Origin of the sequence: Streptosporangium sp. H16, assembly GCF_051918855.1 — a bacterium.
Classification (GTDB): Bacteria; Actinomycetota; Actinomycetes; order Streptosporangiales; family Streptosporangiaceae; genus Streptosporangium.
Genome location: NZ_JBPXMD010000022.1, coordinates 26,432 through 39,849, shown reverse-complemented (window position 1 = coordinate 39,849; position 13,418 = coordinate 26,432). Strand labels below are relative to the sequence as shown.

The 13,418-nt window shown below is 71.9% G+C and carries 11 protein-coding genes; 6 read left to right on the top strand and 5 right to left on the bottom strand.

All coding sequences use genetic code 11. The features are described from left to right. The first annotated feature begins 86 nt into the window (after positions 1-86). Both ACTOQ2_RS30535 and ACTOQ2_RS30530 read left to right on the top strand, forming a co-directional pair. A complete protein-coding gene (locus ACTOQ2_RS30535; protein ID WP_440064432.1) occupies positions 87-479 on the top strand; it encodes an ankyrin repeat domain-containing protein in 393 nt (130 codons plus the stop codon). A 71-nt stretch (positions 480-550) separates the two neighbouring features. Next, positions 551-1,546 carry a 4-epi-cubebol synthase gene (locus ACTOQ2_RS30530; RefSeq protein ID WP_440064431.1) on the top strand — a complete coding sequence of 332 codons (996 nt, stop codon included), beginning with the start codon at positions 551-553 and terminating at the stop codon, positions 1,544-1,546. 6 nt (positions 1,547-1,552) lie between these two features. On the opposite strand, the gene ACTOQ2_RS30525 is transcribed toward ACTOQ2_RS30530, so the two are convergent. After that, the gene (locus ACTOQ2_RS30525) at positions 1,553-3,667 is read right to left on the bottom strand and encodes an ATP-binding protein (protein WP_440104250.1); all 2,115 of its coding nucleotides are present in this window, start codon (positions 3,665-3,667) and stop codon (positions 1,553-1,555) included. Positions 3,668-3,891: 224 nt separating this feature from the next. Between ACTOQ2_RS30525 and ACTOQ2_RS30520 the strand changes: the two genes are divergently transcribed. Then, positions 3,892-4,059: a hypothetical protein gene (locus tag ACTOQ2_RS30520; RefSeq protein WP_362682527.1), complete on the top strand. Its 168-nt coding sequence runs from the start codon at positions 3,892-3,894 to the stop codon at positions 4,057-4,059. Positions 4,060-4,143: 84 nt separating this feature from the next. Here ACTOQ2_RS30520 and ACTOQ2_RS30515 read toward each other — a convergent pair whose 3' ends face one another. Further along, a complete protein-coding gene (locus ACTOQ2_RS30515) occupies positions 4,144-5,127 on the bottom strand; it encodes an ABC transporter permease (protein ID WP_440104248.1) in 984 nt (327 codons plus the stop codon). Further along, complete coding sequence (locus tag ACTOQ2_RS30510; RefSeq protein ID WP_440104246.1) at positions 5,124-7,898, bottom strand: CocE/NonD family hydrolase; 2,775 nt, start codon at positions 7,896-7,898, stop codon at positions 5,124-5,126. Before ACTOQ2_RS30510 ends, ACTOQ2_RS30515 begins: the two co-directional genes overlap by 4 nt. 217 nt (positions 7,899-8,115) lie before the next feature. Here ACTOQ2_RS30510 and ACTOQ2_RS30505 point away from each other — a divergent pair, with 217 nt between their 5' ends. Continuing rightward, positions 8,116-9,276 (top strand): hypothetical protein, encoded by a 1,161-nt coding sequence (locus tag ACTOQ2_RS30505; RefSeq protein WP_440064424.1) that lies wholly within the window; start codon positions 8,116-8,118, stop codon positions 9,274-9,276. Here the strand turns inward: ACTOQ2_RS30505 and ACTOQ2_RS30500 are convergent. Both ACTOQ2_RS30500 and ACTOQ2_RS30495 read right to left on the bottom strand, forming a co-directional pair. Beyond that, a complete protein-coding gene (locus ACTOQ2_RS30500) occupies positions 9,234-10,265 on the bottom strand; it encodes a copper resistance D family protein (protein ID WP_440064423.1) in 1,032 nt (343 codons plus the stop codon). The genes ACTOQ2_RS30505 and ACTOQ2_RS30500 overlap by 43 nt on opposite strands. Beyond that, positions 10,262-10,858: a copper resistance CopC family protein gene (locus ACTOQ2_RS30495; RefSeq protein ID WP_440104244.1), complete on the bottom strand. Its 597-nt coding sequence runs from the start codon at positions 10,856-10,858 to the stop codon at positions 10,262-10,264. Before ACTOQ2_RS30495 ends, ACTOQ2_RS30500 begins: the two co-directional genes overlap by 4 nt. A 646-nt stretch (positions 10,859-11,504) precedes the next feature. Between ACTOQ2_RS30495 and ACTOQ2_RS30490 the strand changes: the two genes are divergently transcribed. Further along, on the top strand, positions 11,505-13,010 hold the full coding sequence (locus ACTOQ2_RS30490) for a condensation domain-containing protein (protein ID WP_440104242.1): 1,506 nt from the start codon (positions 11,505-11,507) through the stop codon (positions 13,008-13,010). Continuing rightward, complete coding sequence (locus ACTOQ2_RS30485) at positions 12,997-13,335, top strand: hypothetical protein (protein ID WP_440104241.1); 339 nt, start codon at positions 12,997-12,999, stop codon at positions 13,333-13,335. The genes ACTOQ2_RS30490 and ACTOQ2_RS30485 overlap by 14 nt, the downstream gene beginning before the upstream one ends. Positions 13,336-13,418: the final 83 nt, after the last annotated feature.

The window sequence follows — 13,418 nt, the reverse complement described above, 5'->3', positions numbered from 1 at the left end:
GTCGGTCGTCTCTTCAGCTCAACCCGCGGAGGGTCCGCTGAATTCCGCCTACCCTCGGCGATCACACGGCACCCTACCGGGGCACAATGGGTCACATGCAGTCTGACCCTGAGCTCGAGGAGTTCGCGACCCGTCTGTTCGACCTGGCGAGGTCCGGCGAGACGGAGCGACTCCGAGCCTACGTCGGAGCAGGGGTCCCGGTCGATCTCACCAACGACAGGGGCGACACCCTGCTGATGCTCGCCGCCTACCACGGCCACGCGGAAACGGTCCGGGCACTGACCGAGCTGGGCGCCGACCCCGGCAGGGCCAACGACCGCGGGCAGACGCCGCTGGCGGGCGCGGTCTTCAAGAAGGAACCCGACGTGATCAGGGCACTTCTGGAGGCCGGGGCCGATCCGCACGCCGGAACCCCCTCGGCGGCGGACGCGGCCCGCATGTTCGGCCAGCACGAATACCTGGAATGGTTCGCGCGATAACTCAGAAACCACGATATCCAGGTGTTTCCTGATGTATAGGAAAACAGGCCACCTTCAGCCATCCTGGGGTGGTGGGAACTACTACTAAGCGTAGGTCAGGCCTATCTCTCCGCATCCCCCCGTTACCCTGTCCCTTCCCCAGTGAGGTCAACCCCCATGTCGAGAGGGTCAACGCCGAGACCCTCGACTGGCTCGTCGACAGGGGCATCCTGGAGGACGCCGAGACCGTCGAGCGCTACCGTCAAGCCAAGTACGGCTGGCTGGGAGCCCGCACGTACCCCTATGCCGAACACCACACGCTCCGCCTGGCGACCGACTGGTGCGTGTGGCTGTTCGCCTTCGACGACGCCTTCTGCGAGTCGGGCCGCGGCGCCGGTGAGATAACCCGCGCCCTGCCCCGCCTCTTCACCGTCCTCGACGACCTGGAGGCCGGCCAGGAGGTCGACGACGTCTTCGCCGGGGCGCTCCTGGAGATCAAGACCAGGATCTCCACGTACGGCGACGACGACCAGCTCGACCGCTGGCGCGCCGTCACCAAGGACTACCTCTTCGCCCAGGTGTGGGAGGCCGCCAACCGCGAGGCCGACGTCGTGCCGAAGGTGGACGACTACATCTTCATGCGGCGGCGTACCGGAGCCATGCTCACCGTCTTCGCCCTCATCGACCTCGCCAGCGGATGCAGCCTCACCCCCGAGGAGTGGCGCCACCCCGACGTCAAGGCGATCACCGAGAGCGCCAACGACGTCGTCGTCTGGGACAACGACCTCATTTCGTACGCCAAGGAGAGCGACAGCGCCAACTCCCGCAACAACCTGGTGAGCGTGCTCGCCAGGCACCGGGGCTACTCGCGGCAGCAGGCCATGGAGGCGATCGGAGCCATGCGCAACCGGGCCATCGCCGACATGGTGGCGCTGCGCCCCTCGCTGGAGGCGCTCGGCTCCGAGGCGGTGCTCGCCTACGTGCGCGGCCTGGAGTTCTGGATCAGCGGCAGCGTCGACTACTCGCTGACCAGCTCCCGCTACACGGGCGCATGGCAGCAGGAGGCGCCGAAGCCCCCCGCGGGATGAACGAGCTCACCCCTGGAGGACCTGGCCGTCCTCGTGGTCTCCGAGCGCGAGGACGATCAGCTCCTCCAGGTTCAGCTTCCTGCCCTGGGCGAAGGCCTTCTCGTGAGCCTCCTCACCGAGGACGCGCTTGCACTCCTTGACGCAGCGGTCGTGCTCGGAGTTGAAGAACGGGGAGCCCAGCTGCGGCATCCCGAAGGTCCGCCAGTTGGCCTGGCCGCCGCCCATCAGCCGGGCGGCGAGCGCCGCCTGGCCGTCCTCCAGCGCCTGCTTGGCCACCACCTCGATCGCCAGGCCGATCCCGAGCACGTCGTGGAAGTAGCGCTTGAGCCGGAGCGCCTCGCGCGCGTTCGACATGGCCTCGGGGGAGCGGCCCATCGCCTGGTACACGCTGGCGAGCGCGTAGATGGCGTACGAGCGCAGCCACAGCTCGCCGCGCTGGGTGCAGACCGCGATGCAGTCGCGCAGCAGCACCTCGGCCTCGGCCGGTTCGTTCTGGATGAGCAGCACCATGGACAGCTCGACGATCGAGGGCAGCAGGCCCGGGTTGAGCTCGCGCCCGCTCTTGTGGAACTCGATCGCCACGCCCAGCAGCGCGCTCGCCTTCTGCAGGTCGTTCTGCAGGAACGCGGCCGTGCCGAGCATCTTGGTGGCCAGGATGACCGCGCCCGAGTCGCCGACCCTGACGGCGTCGGAGCTGCACTGCTCCGCCGCCTCGATGGCGCCGGTGATGTTTCCCTGCGCGCTGTTGATGTAGGACAGCACCCACAGCGCCTTGCACCGGTCGGGGCTCGGCTGGGGCGCCAGCTCCAGGGTCTTCTCCAGGTAGAGCCTGCCCTCGCGGGCCAGCCCGCAGGCCACCCACATGAACCACAGGGAGGACAGCAGCTTCAGCCCCGCCTGCACCTCGCCGGGGGTGCGCAGGCAGTGGTCGAGCGCGACGCGGATGTTGTCGTGCTCGTGGCGCATCCTGACGTACCAGTAGACCTGGCGGGCGCCCGACCAGGCGTCCTCGCTCCGCTTGGCCAGCTGCAGGTAGTAGTCGCGGTGCTTCTCCCTGATCGTGGCCGTCTCGCCGAGCTTGTCCAGCCACTCCTCGCCGTACTGCCGCAGGGTGTCGATCAGCCGGTAGCGGTGCCCCGAGGGAGTGCCGTCGCTCAGCAGGATCGACTTCTCCACCAGACTGGAGATGAGCTCCATGATGTCCTCGGACGGGAGGCTGCCGCTCGAGCAGACGTAGCGGGCGGCGTCGAGCTCGAAGTCCCCGGCGAAGACCGACAGCCGCGCCCACAGCAGCCGCTCGGCCGGCTCGCACAGTTCGTGGCTCCAGCCGATCGCGGCCCGCAGCGTCTGGTGCCTGGGCAGCGCCGTGCGGCTGGCTCCCGCGAGCAGGCTGAACCGGTCGGCCAGCAGGCCGAGGATCTGCTCCACCGACAGGGCGCGCATCCGGACCGCGGCCAGCTCGATGGCGAGCGGGATGCCGTCGAGGCGGCGGCAGAGCTCGGCCACCGGGCCGACGTTGTACTCGTCCAGCATGAAGTTGGGCACCACCGCGCTGGCCCGCGCGACGAAGAGCTGCACCGCCTCGTTGGTGAAGATGTCCTCGCCAGGGGAGTCGCCGGGAACGGCCAGCGGCGGGATGGTGACCGTGTGCTCGCCCCTGGCGTTCAGCGACTGGCGGCTGGTCGCCAGGATGGTCAGCCCCGCGGCGTTGCCGAGCAGGTCCTCGAAGAGGGCGGCGCACGCGTCGACCAGGTGCTCGCACGTGTCGATGATCAGGAGGATCTCGCGGTCGCCCAGCCACTCGACCAGCGTCTCGTCCGCCGAGCGGGCGGACTGGTCGGCGATCCCGAGGGCCGAGGTGATCGTGTGGCGGACCATGCCCGAGTCCTGGAGGCGGGCCAGGTCGGCGAACCAGACGCCGTCCTTGAAGTCGCCCCGTATCTGGTGCGCGATCCGCAGGGCGGTGCGGGACTTGCCGACGCCCCCGATGCCGGTCACCGTGACCAGGCGGTACTCGCCCAGCCGCTGCCGGAGTGTGGTGAGCAACCTGGTGCGCCCCACGAAGCTGGTCAGCTCGTTGGGCAGATTGCCGTCTCGCCGCCATCCTGCTGGCGTTGTCATGGCGCCTCACGGGGGGATAGCCGGAACCTGCCACCGCATCGTACCGTCTGGGCTCCCGCCTGTCCCCGGCGTCACGGGGTACGGGGCCGGGCTTTCAGGATGGCCGGGGAGGAAACGGATCCTCTCCCGGGCCGTGCTTTCTCCGAGGGCTTTCTCCGAGGGCGAAGGGCGACCTTTCCGCGGGAGGGAGGGCGCGGGTGGCGCGGGTGGCTAGCATGGAGCGCGTGACAGTGCGCGAACCCGATGACCTGCGTCCCGTCGATCTCGCCGACGACGGGCTGCCGATCCTGCCCGACCAGACCGCCGACGACACCGATCTCGGCTGGAGCGAGTGGCGCGAGGCCGACGACGACGCCCGCCTGATCGAGGACCGCCCTCCCCACTGGGGATGACTCCGCGGGCGGGGTCCCGCCGTGGGAACCCCGCCGTGAGCCGCCCCGCCGTGAGCCCTGCTGGGAGCCCCGCCGGGAGACGGGCTAGGAGACGACGTCCTTGACGCGGAAGCGGCGGAAGGCGAACGCGATCAGGATCGCCGAGTAGGTGACGGAGACGGCCACCCCCTTGAGCATGCCGTCGTACTCCGGCTGCGGGGCCAGGGCGTCCAGCCACGCGGTGTTCCAGAACGTCGGCAGAAACTCCCTGAGCCAGCCGAGCGCCTCGACCGCCTGCAGGATGTTGCTGACGATCACCAGGCCGACCGCCCCGCCGACCGCTCCCAGCGGGGAGTCGGTGCTGACGGAGAGCAGGAAGGCCAGGGCCGCGACCACGAACTGGCTGACCAGGGCGTAGCCGATCACCACCCCGAACCGGGGCAGCACGTCCAGGGCGGCGATCGTCTCACCGGTCCCCGGCACCCGGACGTCGTTCCACCCGAAGGCGAGGGTCCCGGCCAGCAGGGCCATCACCGGCAGGCAGATCACCGCCGCCGCCGAGTAGCCCATCGCGACGACCAGCTTCTGCCGCAGCAGGCGGTCGCGCGGGATCGGGGCGGCCAGCAGGTAACGCAGCGACGACCAGCTGGCCTCGCTGGCCACGGTGTCGCCGCAGAACAGCGCCACCGCGACGACCAGCAGGAAGCTCGCCGACACCGACAGGGCGAAGGCCGCGAAGTTCAGCCCGCCCTCGGTGGCCAGGTCGGAGATGCGCAGCGTGGTGGTGGGCTGCCCGGATCCGGCGCCGACCTTGAAGGCGATCACCAGGATCCACGGCAGCGCGAGCAGCAGGCCGAACATCACCAGCGTGCGGCGCCGCTTGAACTGCCGGACGATCTCCACGGCGAGCGGCAGCGTGCGCCCCGGCGCGTATCCGCGCGCCGAGCCGTTCTCCGCGAGGCCGTTCTCCGGGGCGCCGTTTCGCGCGGGGCCGCCCCGCGCGACGCCGTTCTCCGGGGCGCCGTTTCGCGCGGGGCCGTCGCCCGTCGCGCCGGTCATGGTGCCGCGGGCACCGTCGGTGTCGCTCACGCCTTCTCTCCGATCAGGTCCAGGAAGACGTCTTCCAGGCGGGTGCCGGAGCCGTTGACCGGGGTGCGGCTGCTCAGCAACTCGGCCACGGTCCCGGCCGTGACGAGGCGCCCGCGGTGCATGACCACCACGTGACTGCAGGTCTGTTCCACCTCGGCGAGCAGGTGGCTGGAGACGATGACCGTGCGGCCCCCCCTGGCGTAGCGGATCAGGACCTCGCGCATCTCGCGGATCTGGGGCGGGTCGAGACCGTTGGTGGGTTCGTCCAGGACGAGCAGGTCGGGCAGGCCGAGCATGGCCTGCGCGATGGCCAGGCGCTGGCGCATGCCCTGCGAGTAGGTGCGGACGGTGCGGTCCAGGGCCTTGCCGAGGTCGGCGATCTCCAGGGCCTCGGCGAACCGGGCGTCCTCGGCGGGCCGGCCGGTCGCCTTCCAGTACAGCTCCAGGTTGTCGCGGCCGTTGAGGTGCGGCAGGAAACCCGGGCCCTCGACGAACGAGCCGAGCCTGGACAGGACCGGGGCGCCGGGCACCACCCGGTGCCCGAAGATCCGGATCTCGCCGCCGTCGGGTTTGATCAGGCCCATCAGCATGCGCAGGGTGGTGGTCTTGCCGGCCCCGTTGGGGCCGAGCAGGCCGAGCACCTGGCCGTGCTCGACGGTGAACGACAGGTCGTTCACCGCGAGCTCGCCGTTCCGGTACGCCTTGGTCAGGCCGTGGATCCGCAGCGGTACGGAGTCCAGCTCCGGGTCGTGCTCGTCGGCGGCGCGGCGGCGCCCGGCGAGCAGCAGGGCCGCCGCGACGGCGAGGGAGAGCAGCGGCAGCGCCCAGATCCACCAGGCGGGGCCGGTCGAGGGGGTGCGCAGGGTGGCGTGGGTGGGGACGGTCACGGCCGGCGAGGCCAGGGCGACCCTGTAGACGGCCGGGGGCGCGGGGGTGCTGTAGCCGAGGTCGGTGGTGGTGAACGCGACGCGCAGCCGGTGCCCGACCTCGAACCTGTGGTCGATGGCCGGCAGGGTCACGGTGGCCTCGCCGGAGCCGCCCTCGGGAATCGCGATCCTGACCGGGGCGACGAGCCCCTCGGGCAGGATCGGTGCCTGCGTCGCGCCCGCGACGTCGTAGAGCTTGGCGAACAGCGTCACCTCATCCGCCGCGCGCGTCCCGCCGCTTCCGGCCCGCGTCTCGGCGGCCTCGGCGGCCCCCGCTTCCGCCTCGCCGGTGTCCGAGCCGCTCCCCGCGGCGTCACCCGCTGCGGCGTCACCCGCCGCGGGGGCGGACGGTTCGGGCGTCACCCGCACCCGTACGGTCGAGCTGCCGGTGACCTGGAGCGGGGCGGCCAGCGGGGCGGAGTCGAAGGTGGCGCTCTGGCCCGCCATGTCGATCGACAGGTTCGCGGTGGCGCCTCCGCCGAGACCGCCGAAGCCGGGGACCGCGGAGATCGAGGCGGGGGATCCGCCGGGCGGGTTGGCCACCTGCTGGTCGGGTCCGCTGAGCGGTACGGAGGTCTGGCCGGTGCCGGACAGTCCCGGATAGCCGCCGGCCACGGCGTGCAGCTGGACCGGGCGCCGGGTGCCGGGGTCGCGTCCGCCGTCGCGGGTGACGGTGAAGGCGCCGCCCTCCCGGCCGGCCCCTCCGTCCTCCTTCAGGTGGCGGTCGAACCAGCCGAGCGTCCTGTCGTGCAGCCAGTCGACCTCACCGTTGCCGCCGTCGTGGCCGCCGTCGAACCAGGCGACCTCCACCGGGGCGCCGGTTGCGGCGATCGCCCTGGCGTTGGCGTCCGCCTGGCCCAGGGTGAACAGCGAGTCGCGCTGTCCCTGCAGCAGCAGCGTCGGAACCTTGATCCTGCCGGGCACCGAGATCGGGCTGGACCTGCGCAGCGTCGCCACCGCGTCCGCCGTCGCCCGGCCGCTCTCCGCCACCTTCTGGTACATGTCACAGATCTCCGGCAGGAACCGGCCGCACCGGACCTCCTCCGCGGTGAGCGGCCGGGGTGGCGCGGACGGCGTCCCGGCACCGCCGGCCCCGTCCTCTCCGTTTTCCTCGCGGCCCTCTGCGTCCTCCTCGCGGCCCGCGCCGCTCCCGCCGCCGAGGGCGGCCAGGCCGGCCGCGCCCGGCGCGGGACCGCCGCGGCTGAAGAACAGCCCGGCCCACATGCGCTTGAACACCCCGCTCTCCGGGCCCTGCCCGGTGGCGTTCGGGAACAGCGCGTCGGCCAGGTCGTACCAGGTGATCTGCGGGACGATCGCGTCGATCCTGGGGTCGTGGGCGGCGGCCATCAGCGCGATGGCCCCGCCGTAGGAGCCGCCCGCGACGCCCACCCTCGGGTCGCCCGCCGCGTCGAGCCGGACCTCGGGCCGCCTGGCGACCCAGTCGACCAGCTGGCGCACGTCCTTGACCTCGTAGTCGGGGGAGTTCAGCGCGATCTGCCCCGAGGAGCGGCCGAAGCCCCGCGCGGACCAGGTCAGCACGGCGTAGCCGTCCTGAGCCAGCCGTACGGCGGCGTCCCTGACGCTCTGCTTGCTGCCGCCGAAGCCGTGCGCGAGCAGCACGGCCGGAGCCCTGCCGCCTCCGGCCGGAGGGAAGAAGCTCGTGTCCAGGGTGACCCGCTGGTCGTCACCCGGCCCGTCGACCACCGTGATCATCTGGTTCCGGGCCCGTACGTCCGGCTCGGACGGCCATACCAGCCAGACCGCGACACCGGCGACCAGCACGGCGATCACGGCGATCACGGTGATTCCCGGGACCCGGACGGCCCGTTTTCCCCCACGTTGCATGACGAGAGCCTACTGATCGGAGCTGAGAGCCTCCTGAGACCGCTCTCAGGAGCGTTCCCGCCGGTCAAGCGCGGGCAAACCGCCGGCGGGCCGCCGCGGCCGGCGGCGGAACCGGACGCGGGTGATCACCTGCGGGGCAGGAGGGAGGGAGTGGTCCCGATACTCAGGGTTGTCCCCGATTGCGGAGCGAGGTAAAGGAGCGGCATCATTTCGATGCGTGAAGCCAGTAGAGAGCCTTCGAAGAAGAGCCACTCCCGTCCTTGAGTGGGCTCTGCCGTATTGGACGCGTGGGAAGGCCGGCAGGGAGACCCCGGAGGACCTGTTCAGGCTCCTCTATCTCGGGTGGCTGGTGGCTTTCTCGTTCAAGGTGCTCGGAGCGTCCTGGGACGTCTCCTGGCACTTCAAGTGGCTCCGCGACGACCTGGCCCCGCCGCACCTGCTCAACAGTGTCGGCACCGCCCTCGTCCTCGCCCTCACGATCATCCACGTCTACACCGGCTACGGCGTGGACAAACTCGCGCAGCGCCTCATCACCTGGGGCACGGGCGTCTTCCTGGTCGCGGTCCCGCTGGACCTGATCAACCACCGGATCAACGGGCTCGACATCACCTCGTGGAGCCCGTCGCACCTGATGCTCTACATCGGCACGCTCTTCATGGTCTGCGGCGTGATCCGGGGCTGGTTCGTCCGGGCGGTCCCGGGGCGGACGCGCACGCTGGTCCTCGGCGGGCTCTTCGTGTTCCTCTTCGAGAACGTCTGGTTCCCGGCCCAGCACCAGGAGTACGGCGTGTACGCCATCGCCGCCTGGGACCGGGGAGCGCCGGAGGCCGAGCCGATCCTGATCCAGTTCGCCGCCGAGCAGATCGGGCTGCCGGTGAGCGACAGGGCCGTGGCGCTCCACTTCGCGCTGCCCGTTCCCGACCAGCTCTACCCGCTCTATGCGGCGATGGCCGCCGTCATGGTGGCCGTCTACGCCCGCGCGATGATCGGCCGGATGTTCTCCGCCACCGCCGTGATCGGCGCCTACATCGTCTTCCGCACCCTGATCTGGCCGCTCCTGGCCGTGGCCGACTTCCCGCGCTCGGCGATCCCGGTCTTCCTGATCGCCGGGGCGCTCGCCGTCGACCTGGCGTTCCTGATCAGGATGCCCGTGGTGAGGGCGCTCGTCGGCTCCGTCGGCGCCACCCTCCTCATCGACCAGGCGCTGCGCTTCCAGCACTCGATGTTCATGGCGCCGCCGCTGGTGCCCCCCACGACCATGCTGGTCGGGGGGGCCGGGCTCGCCGTCCTGTGGCTGGCCGCCGAATGGTCGTTCAGCCGTCACACGCTGCGGGCTCAGGACAGGGAGGCGCTGGTCAGCGCGACCGCGACCCCGTAGGCCAGCCCCATCACGGTGATCTCGGCCGCCGCCCACGCGACGACCGCCGTCGCCCGCCGCTCGGCGATGTGCGGCAGCAGGCGGAAGCGGATGTGGGCGGCGAACGGGATCAGCAGCGCCACGCACGCGACCTTGGCCACGACCAGCAGGCCGTACTCGTTGGTCAGCAGGGCCCCGGGCAGCTCGACCCCCGGGGTGAGGGCCATCGTGGCCAGGCCGTTCACCAGGCCGGAGAGCCCGACCACGACCAGCGCGAGGGTCGCCAGCCTGGAGAACTCCGGCAGCACCCTGGCCAGCAGCTCCCGGTCCGCGGCGACCAGCAGGACGACCGCGAGCAGGCCGCCGGTCCACGCCGCCGCGCCCATCACGTGCAGCTCCATCGAGATCATGATGGGGTCGTGCCAGGCCGAGTCGACCGCGTGGCCGGTGACCGGGATCGGCAGCAGCCCGAAGAGGGCGATCACGATCCGCAGCTCGGCCGGCACCTTCTCGCCGTACCGCACGGCGAGCAGCCCGATCCCGGCGTAGGACAGCGCGCAGGCGGCGCTGAAGAGCATGCCCTGCCCGGCGCCGACGCTGTCGACGTACTCGGCGATCATCCCGGGGGTGGGGACCAGGCCGGGGTTCAGCTCGGCCGTCTGGAACACGATGACGGCCAGCGCCAGCAGCGCCCACGCCCAGGCGAAGGTCACGGCCATCGGCCGGGCGCGGCGCATCACCGGCTCGGTGCGGTCCGGGTCGTCGAACCCGAGCAGCTTCGGCAGCAGGCTGAGCCCGACCACCGCCACCGCCGCCAGGTCCAGCAGCACCCGCAGCACCGGCAGCCCGTACTCCACCAGCGGCCCGGGGATCGCGATCCCCGGCACCGCCTCCTGGGGGGCGAGCGCCGTCGCGGCCAGCACGGCCAGCAGGGCCGCGGAGACGAACCCGCCGATCACGAGCCTCCTGGCGGTGCCGGCCTCGGCGGCCCGCTCGGTGGTCACGGTCATCCCGTGCCTCCCTGCTCCCTCGTACGGCGCATCGCCACGACGGTGGCCCCGCCCAGCAGGACGATGGAGCCCGCGATCCACAGCACGGCCATCCCGGCCCCGCCGTTCTGCGCGGCCTCGGCGGCCTGGGCGCCCAGGCCGGGCTCCTGCGGCGCGGCGGCGGAGGCCACCGGGGCGGAGGTGGCGGGCGCCTGAGCGGAGCCGCCGGGGCCGCCGGAGCCGCCCTGGCCGGGGACGGTCAGGGTGAACGTGATCTTGCTGGAGACCGGGTGGCCGTCGGAGGAGAGGATCCTGTAGCCGACCGCGTACACCCCGGCGGGGCCGAGGGGCTTCACGGCGACGCTGACCTTCGCCCTGTCGACGGTGGTCTTCCCGTCCTCCCATCGCGTGCCGTCCGGGCCGATCACGCTGATCTGCGCGAAGCCCTGCCGGACGGGCTGGTCGAAGGTGAGTGTGATCTTCTCGGGTCCGGTGGCCAGCTCGGTACCGTCCTTGGGGTCGCTGCTGATCAGCACGTTGTGGGCCTGCGCCGGGGCGACCGCGCCGAGCAGCGCGGCGGACGCGAGCAGCAGGACCGTGAGTAGCCGCCTCACCGGTCGTGGCCTTCCTTTGGGATCGTCATGACGAAGGACATGCTCCCACCCCGGCCTCCCGCCCGGGAATCGCGCTCGCGCGGGTCACCCGCGCCCCCGCTCAGGGTCACGCCCCGGCGAGGGGGCCCGGGGACCTCCCGGCGGGGAGTAGGAGCCCGGGGGAACGGAGTCAATGACTATGAGGATGACAAACATTCAAAAAACGAAGAATATGCAGAGTTATCTGGTAAAAGCCCTTTAGGGATAGTTTGCTTGGATTTATCGGGCTGGAAAACAACCGTTAAACCTTGACGAATTCGGCACGTGATCCTTAGCCTCGCTTCGAGCAGCGGCACCGATTCGCCGCGCTCGCGCGCGGCAGAGGCGGCAGAGGCGGCAGAGAAGGCGCCGTTCGCCCGCGCCGGTGTCGGGTCGCGGGCCTTCTTGACGGAAACGCCGCGCCGGGCACGAGATCCCTGGACGGATGCTCGTCGTCGACGCCCTGCTCGGGAGCCGGTCGGGAAAAGTCAGCACAAGGGAGCCGCGGGGCCATTTCGAGGCCGCCGCGACAGACCGGACGGAAGGCGCCTGAAATGTCGATGTCGCTGGTGAACGGATGGGAAAGGGCGTCCCGCGCGGGCGTCGTCGAAGAGATCGGCCGGACCCGATGACGGCCGACCCCGCGCGGCTCGGCGCGACGTCCGTGGAGTTCACCGGAGCGCGGGGCGGCGAGTCGCCGCTCAGCTGGGGCCAGCTGGCCATCTGGCGGCTCACCCGGTGGCTGGACGACGACGACCCGTACTTCAACATGCCCTGGGTGCTGCCCGTCTACGGCAGGCGCGACCTCGACGCCGTCCTGCGGGCGCTGCGCGCGCTCGTCGAGCGGCACGAGACGCTGCGGACGACGTACGAGGAGACGCCCGGCGGGCTGGTCCAGCGCGTGGCGCGCCAGGGCCGGTTCACCGTCGAGACGTACGACGCAGGGGAGGCCAGACCGCTCGCCGCCGCCAGGGAGCTCTCCGTCCGGCTGGCCGCCACCGCGTTCGACTACGCGGCCGACCTGCCGTTCCGCTGTGCCGTCGTGACCGTCGACGGCCGTCCCAGGACGGTGGCCCTCACCCTGTCCCACCTGGCCGTGGACGGCGGGGCCCTGGAGGTGCTGGCGCGCGACTGGCGGGACCTGCTCGCCGGTGGCGAGATGGCCGCTCCCGGCTGGCAGCCGATGGACCAGGCCGCCTTCGAGCGCGAGGGGGCCGGCGCCGCCCGCGGCGAGCGGACGCTGCGTCACTGGCGCGCGATCCTGGAGCGGGCGCCTCTGACCATGTTCGACTTCCCCCGTACGACGCCGGAGGAGCCGCGGTTCGTCAAGGTCGGCATGGAGTCGGCCGCCACCGCGGCGGCGGCCGAGGTGCTGGCGGCGCGCTGGTCGGTCAGCACGGCCAGCGTGCTGACCACGGCGAGCGCGGTGCTGCTGAGCGCGCTCACCGGCCACCGCGAGGTGGTCATGCAGCTCATCGTGGCCAACCGGCACGACCCCAGGGTCGCCGCCATGGCGGGCAGCGCCGTACAGGACGGGATCTTCGTCCTCGGCCTGCCGGGTGGAACGTTCGCGGACGCCGCCCGCGCCGGGCACCGGCAGGCGCTGACCGCCTACCGGAACGCGCACTACGACCCGTACCGGATGATGGCGCTGCGCGAGGAGATCGGCCGCGAGCGCGGGCGGCCCGTGGACCTGTCGGCCTACTTCAACGACGCGAGGACCGTCGGCCACTGGCCCCACCTGCCCGCGGTCGAGCCACCGGGCGACCCCGCCGCGATCGCCGCCCTCACCGAGCGGACCAGGACCTTCCACGTCGGATCCTGGCCCGAGGTGGACGCCACGGCCCTGTTCGCCACCGGCACCGCCACCAACACCTGCGAGCTGTACCTGATGGCCGACACCGCCTACCTGCCGCGTCCCACGGCCTACGCGCTGCTGCGCGGGCTGGAGACCCTGCTGGTCGCCTCCGTGGCCGGGGACGTCCCGCTCGACGAGGTCGCCGGGCTGTGCGGCATCGTCCCGGCCGAGCGCCCCGTCCCCCGGCCCGGCGGCGCGCCCGGCACCGGCACGGCGAAGGCCACGGGGGACCCCGGAGCGCAGGGACCGAGGGCGGTGGCCGGTGACCACGTCTGACCACCACCTCGCGCCGGACGGCCGCGCGGCGCTCGCCGAGCCGACACGCAGGGCGGGGCCCTGGTGGGTGGCCGGCATCTCGCCGGCCAACCTGGCGCTCTGGATGGCCTATTTCGGGCCGCTCCAGGTCCTGCCCGCCGCCGAAGGGCGCGCCGAGGACCTCGGCGTCATCAACATCGCCAACTCCGGCCCCCAGGTGCTCGGCCCCGTCATCGCCGGCCCCATCGTGGCCGGTCTCGGCGGCTACCCCGTCCTCTACCTGACCTCGGCGGCCCTCGCCCTCCTGGGCGCCGGCCTCGTCTGGAAGGTCCGCTCGGTCCCCTGAGCGTCCGGCTCCCGGCGCCCACCCCGCGGAAAGACCGGCGGAAGGGCCGGTGAGGGTATGAGGTCCCTCGTGCCGGTGTGGCG

Coding starts and splice junctions, on each gene's coding strand:
- ACTOQ2_RS30535 (WP_440064432.1), top strand. CDS start 87: ATGGGTCACATGCAGTCTGACCCTGAGCTCGAGGAGTTCGCGACCCGT.
- ACTOQ2_RS30525 (WP_440104250.1), bottom strand. CDS start 3,667: ATGACAACGCCAGCAGGATGGCGGCGAGACGGCAATCTGCCCAACGAG.
- ACTOQ2_RS30510 (WP_440104246.1), bottom strand. CDS start 7,898: ATGCAACGTGGGGGAAAACGGGCCGTCCGGGTCCCGGGAATCACCGTG.
- ACTOQ2_RS30500 (WP_440064423.1), bottom strand. CDS start 10,265: ATGACCGTGACCACCGAGCGGGCCGCCGAGGCCGGCACCGCCAGGAGG.
- ACTOQ2_RS30490 (WP_440104242.1), top strand. CDS start 11,505: ATGACGGCCGACCCCGCGCGGCTCGGCGCGACGTCCGTGGAGTTCACC.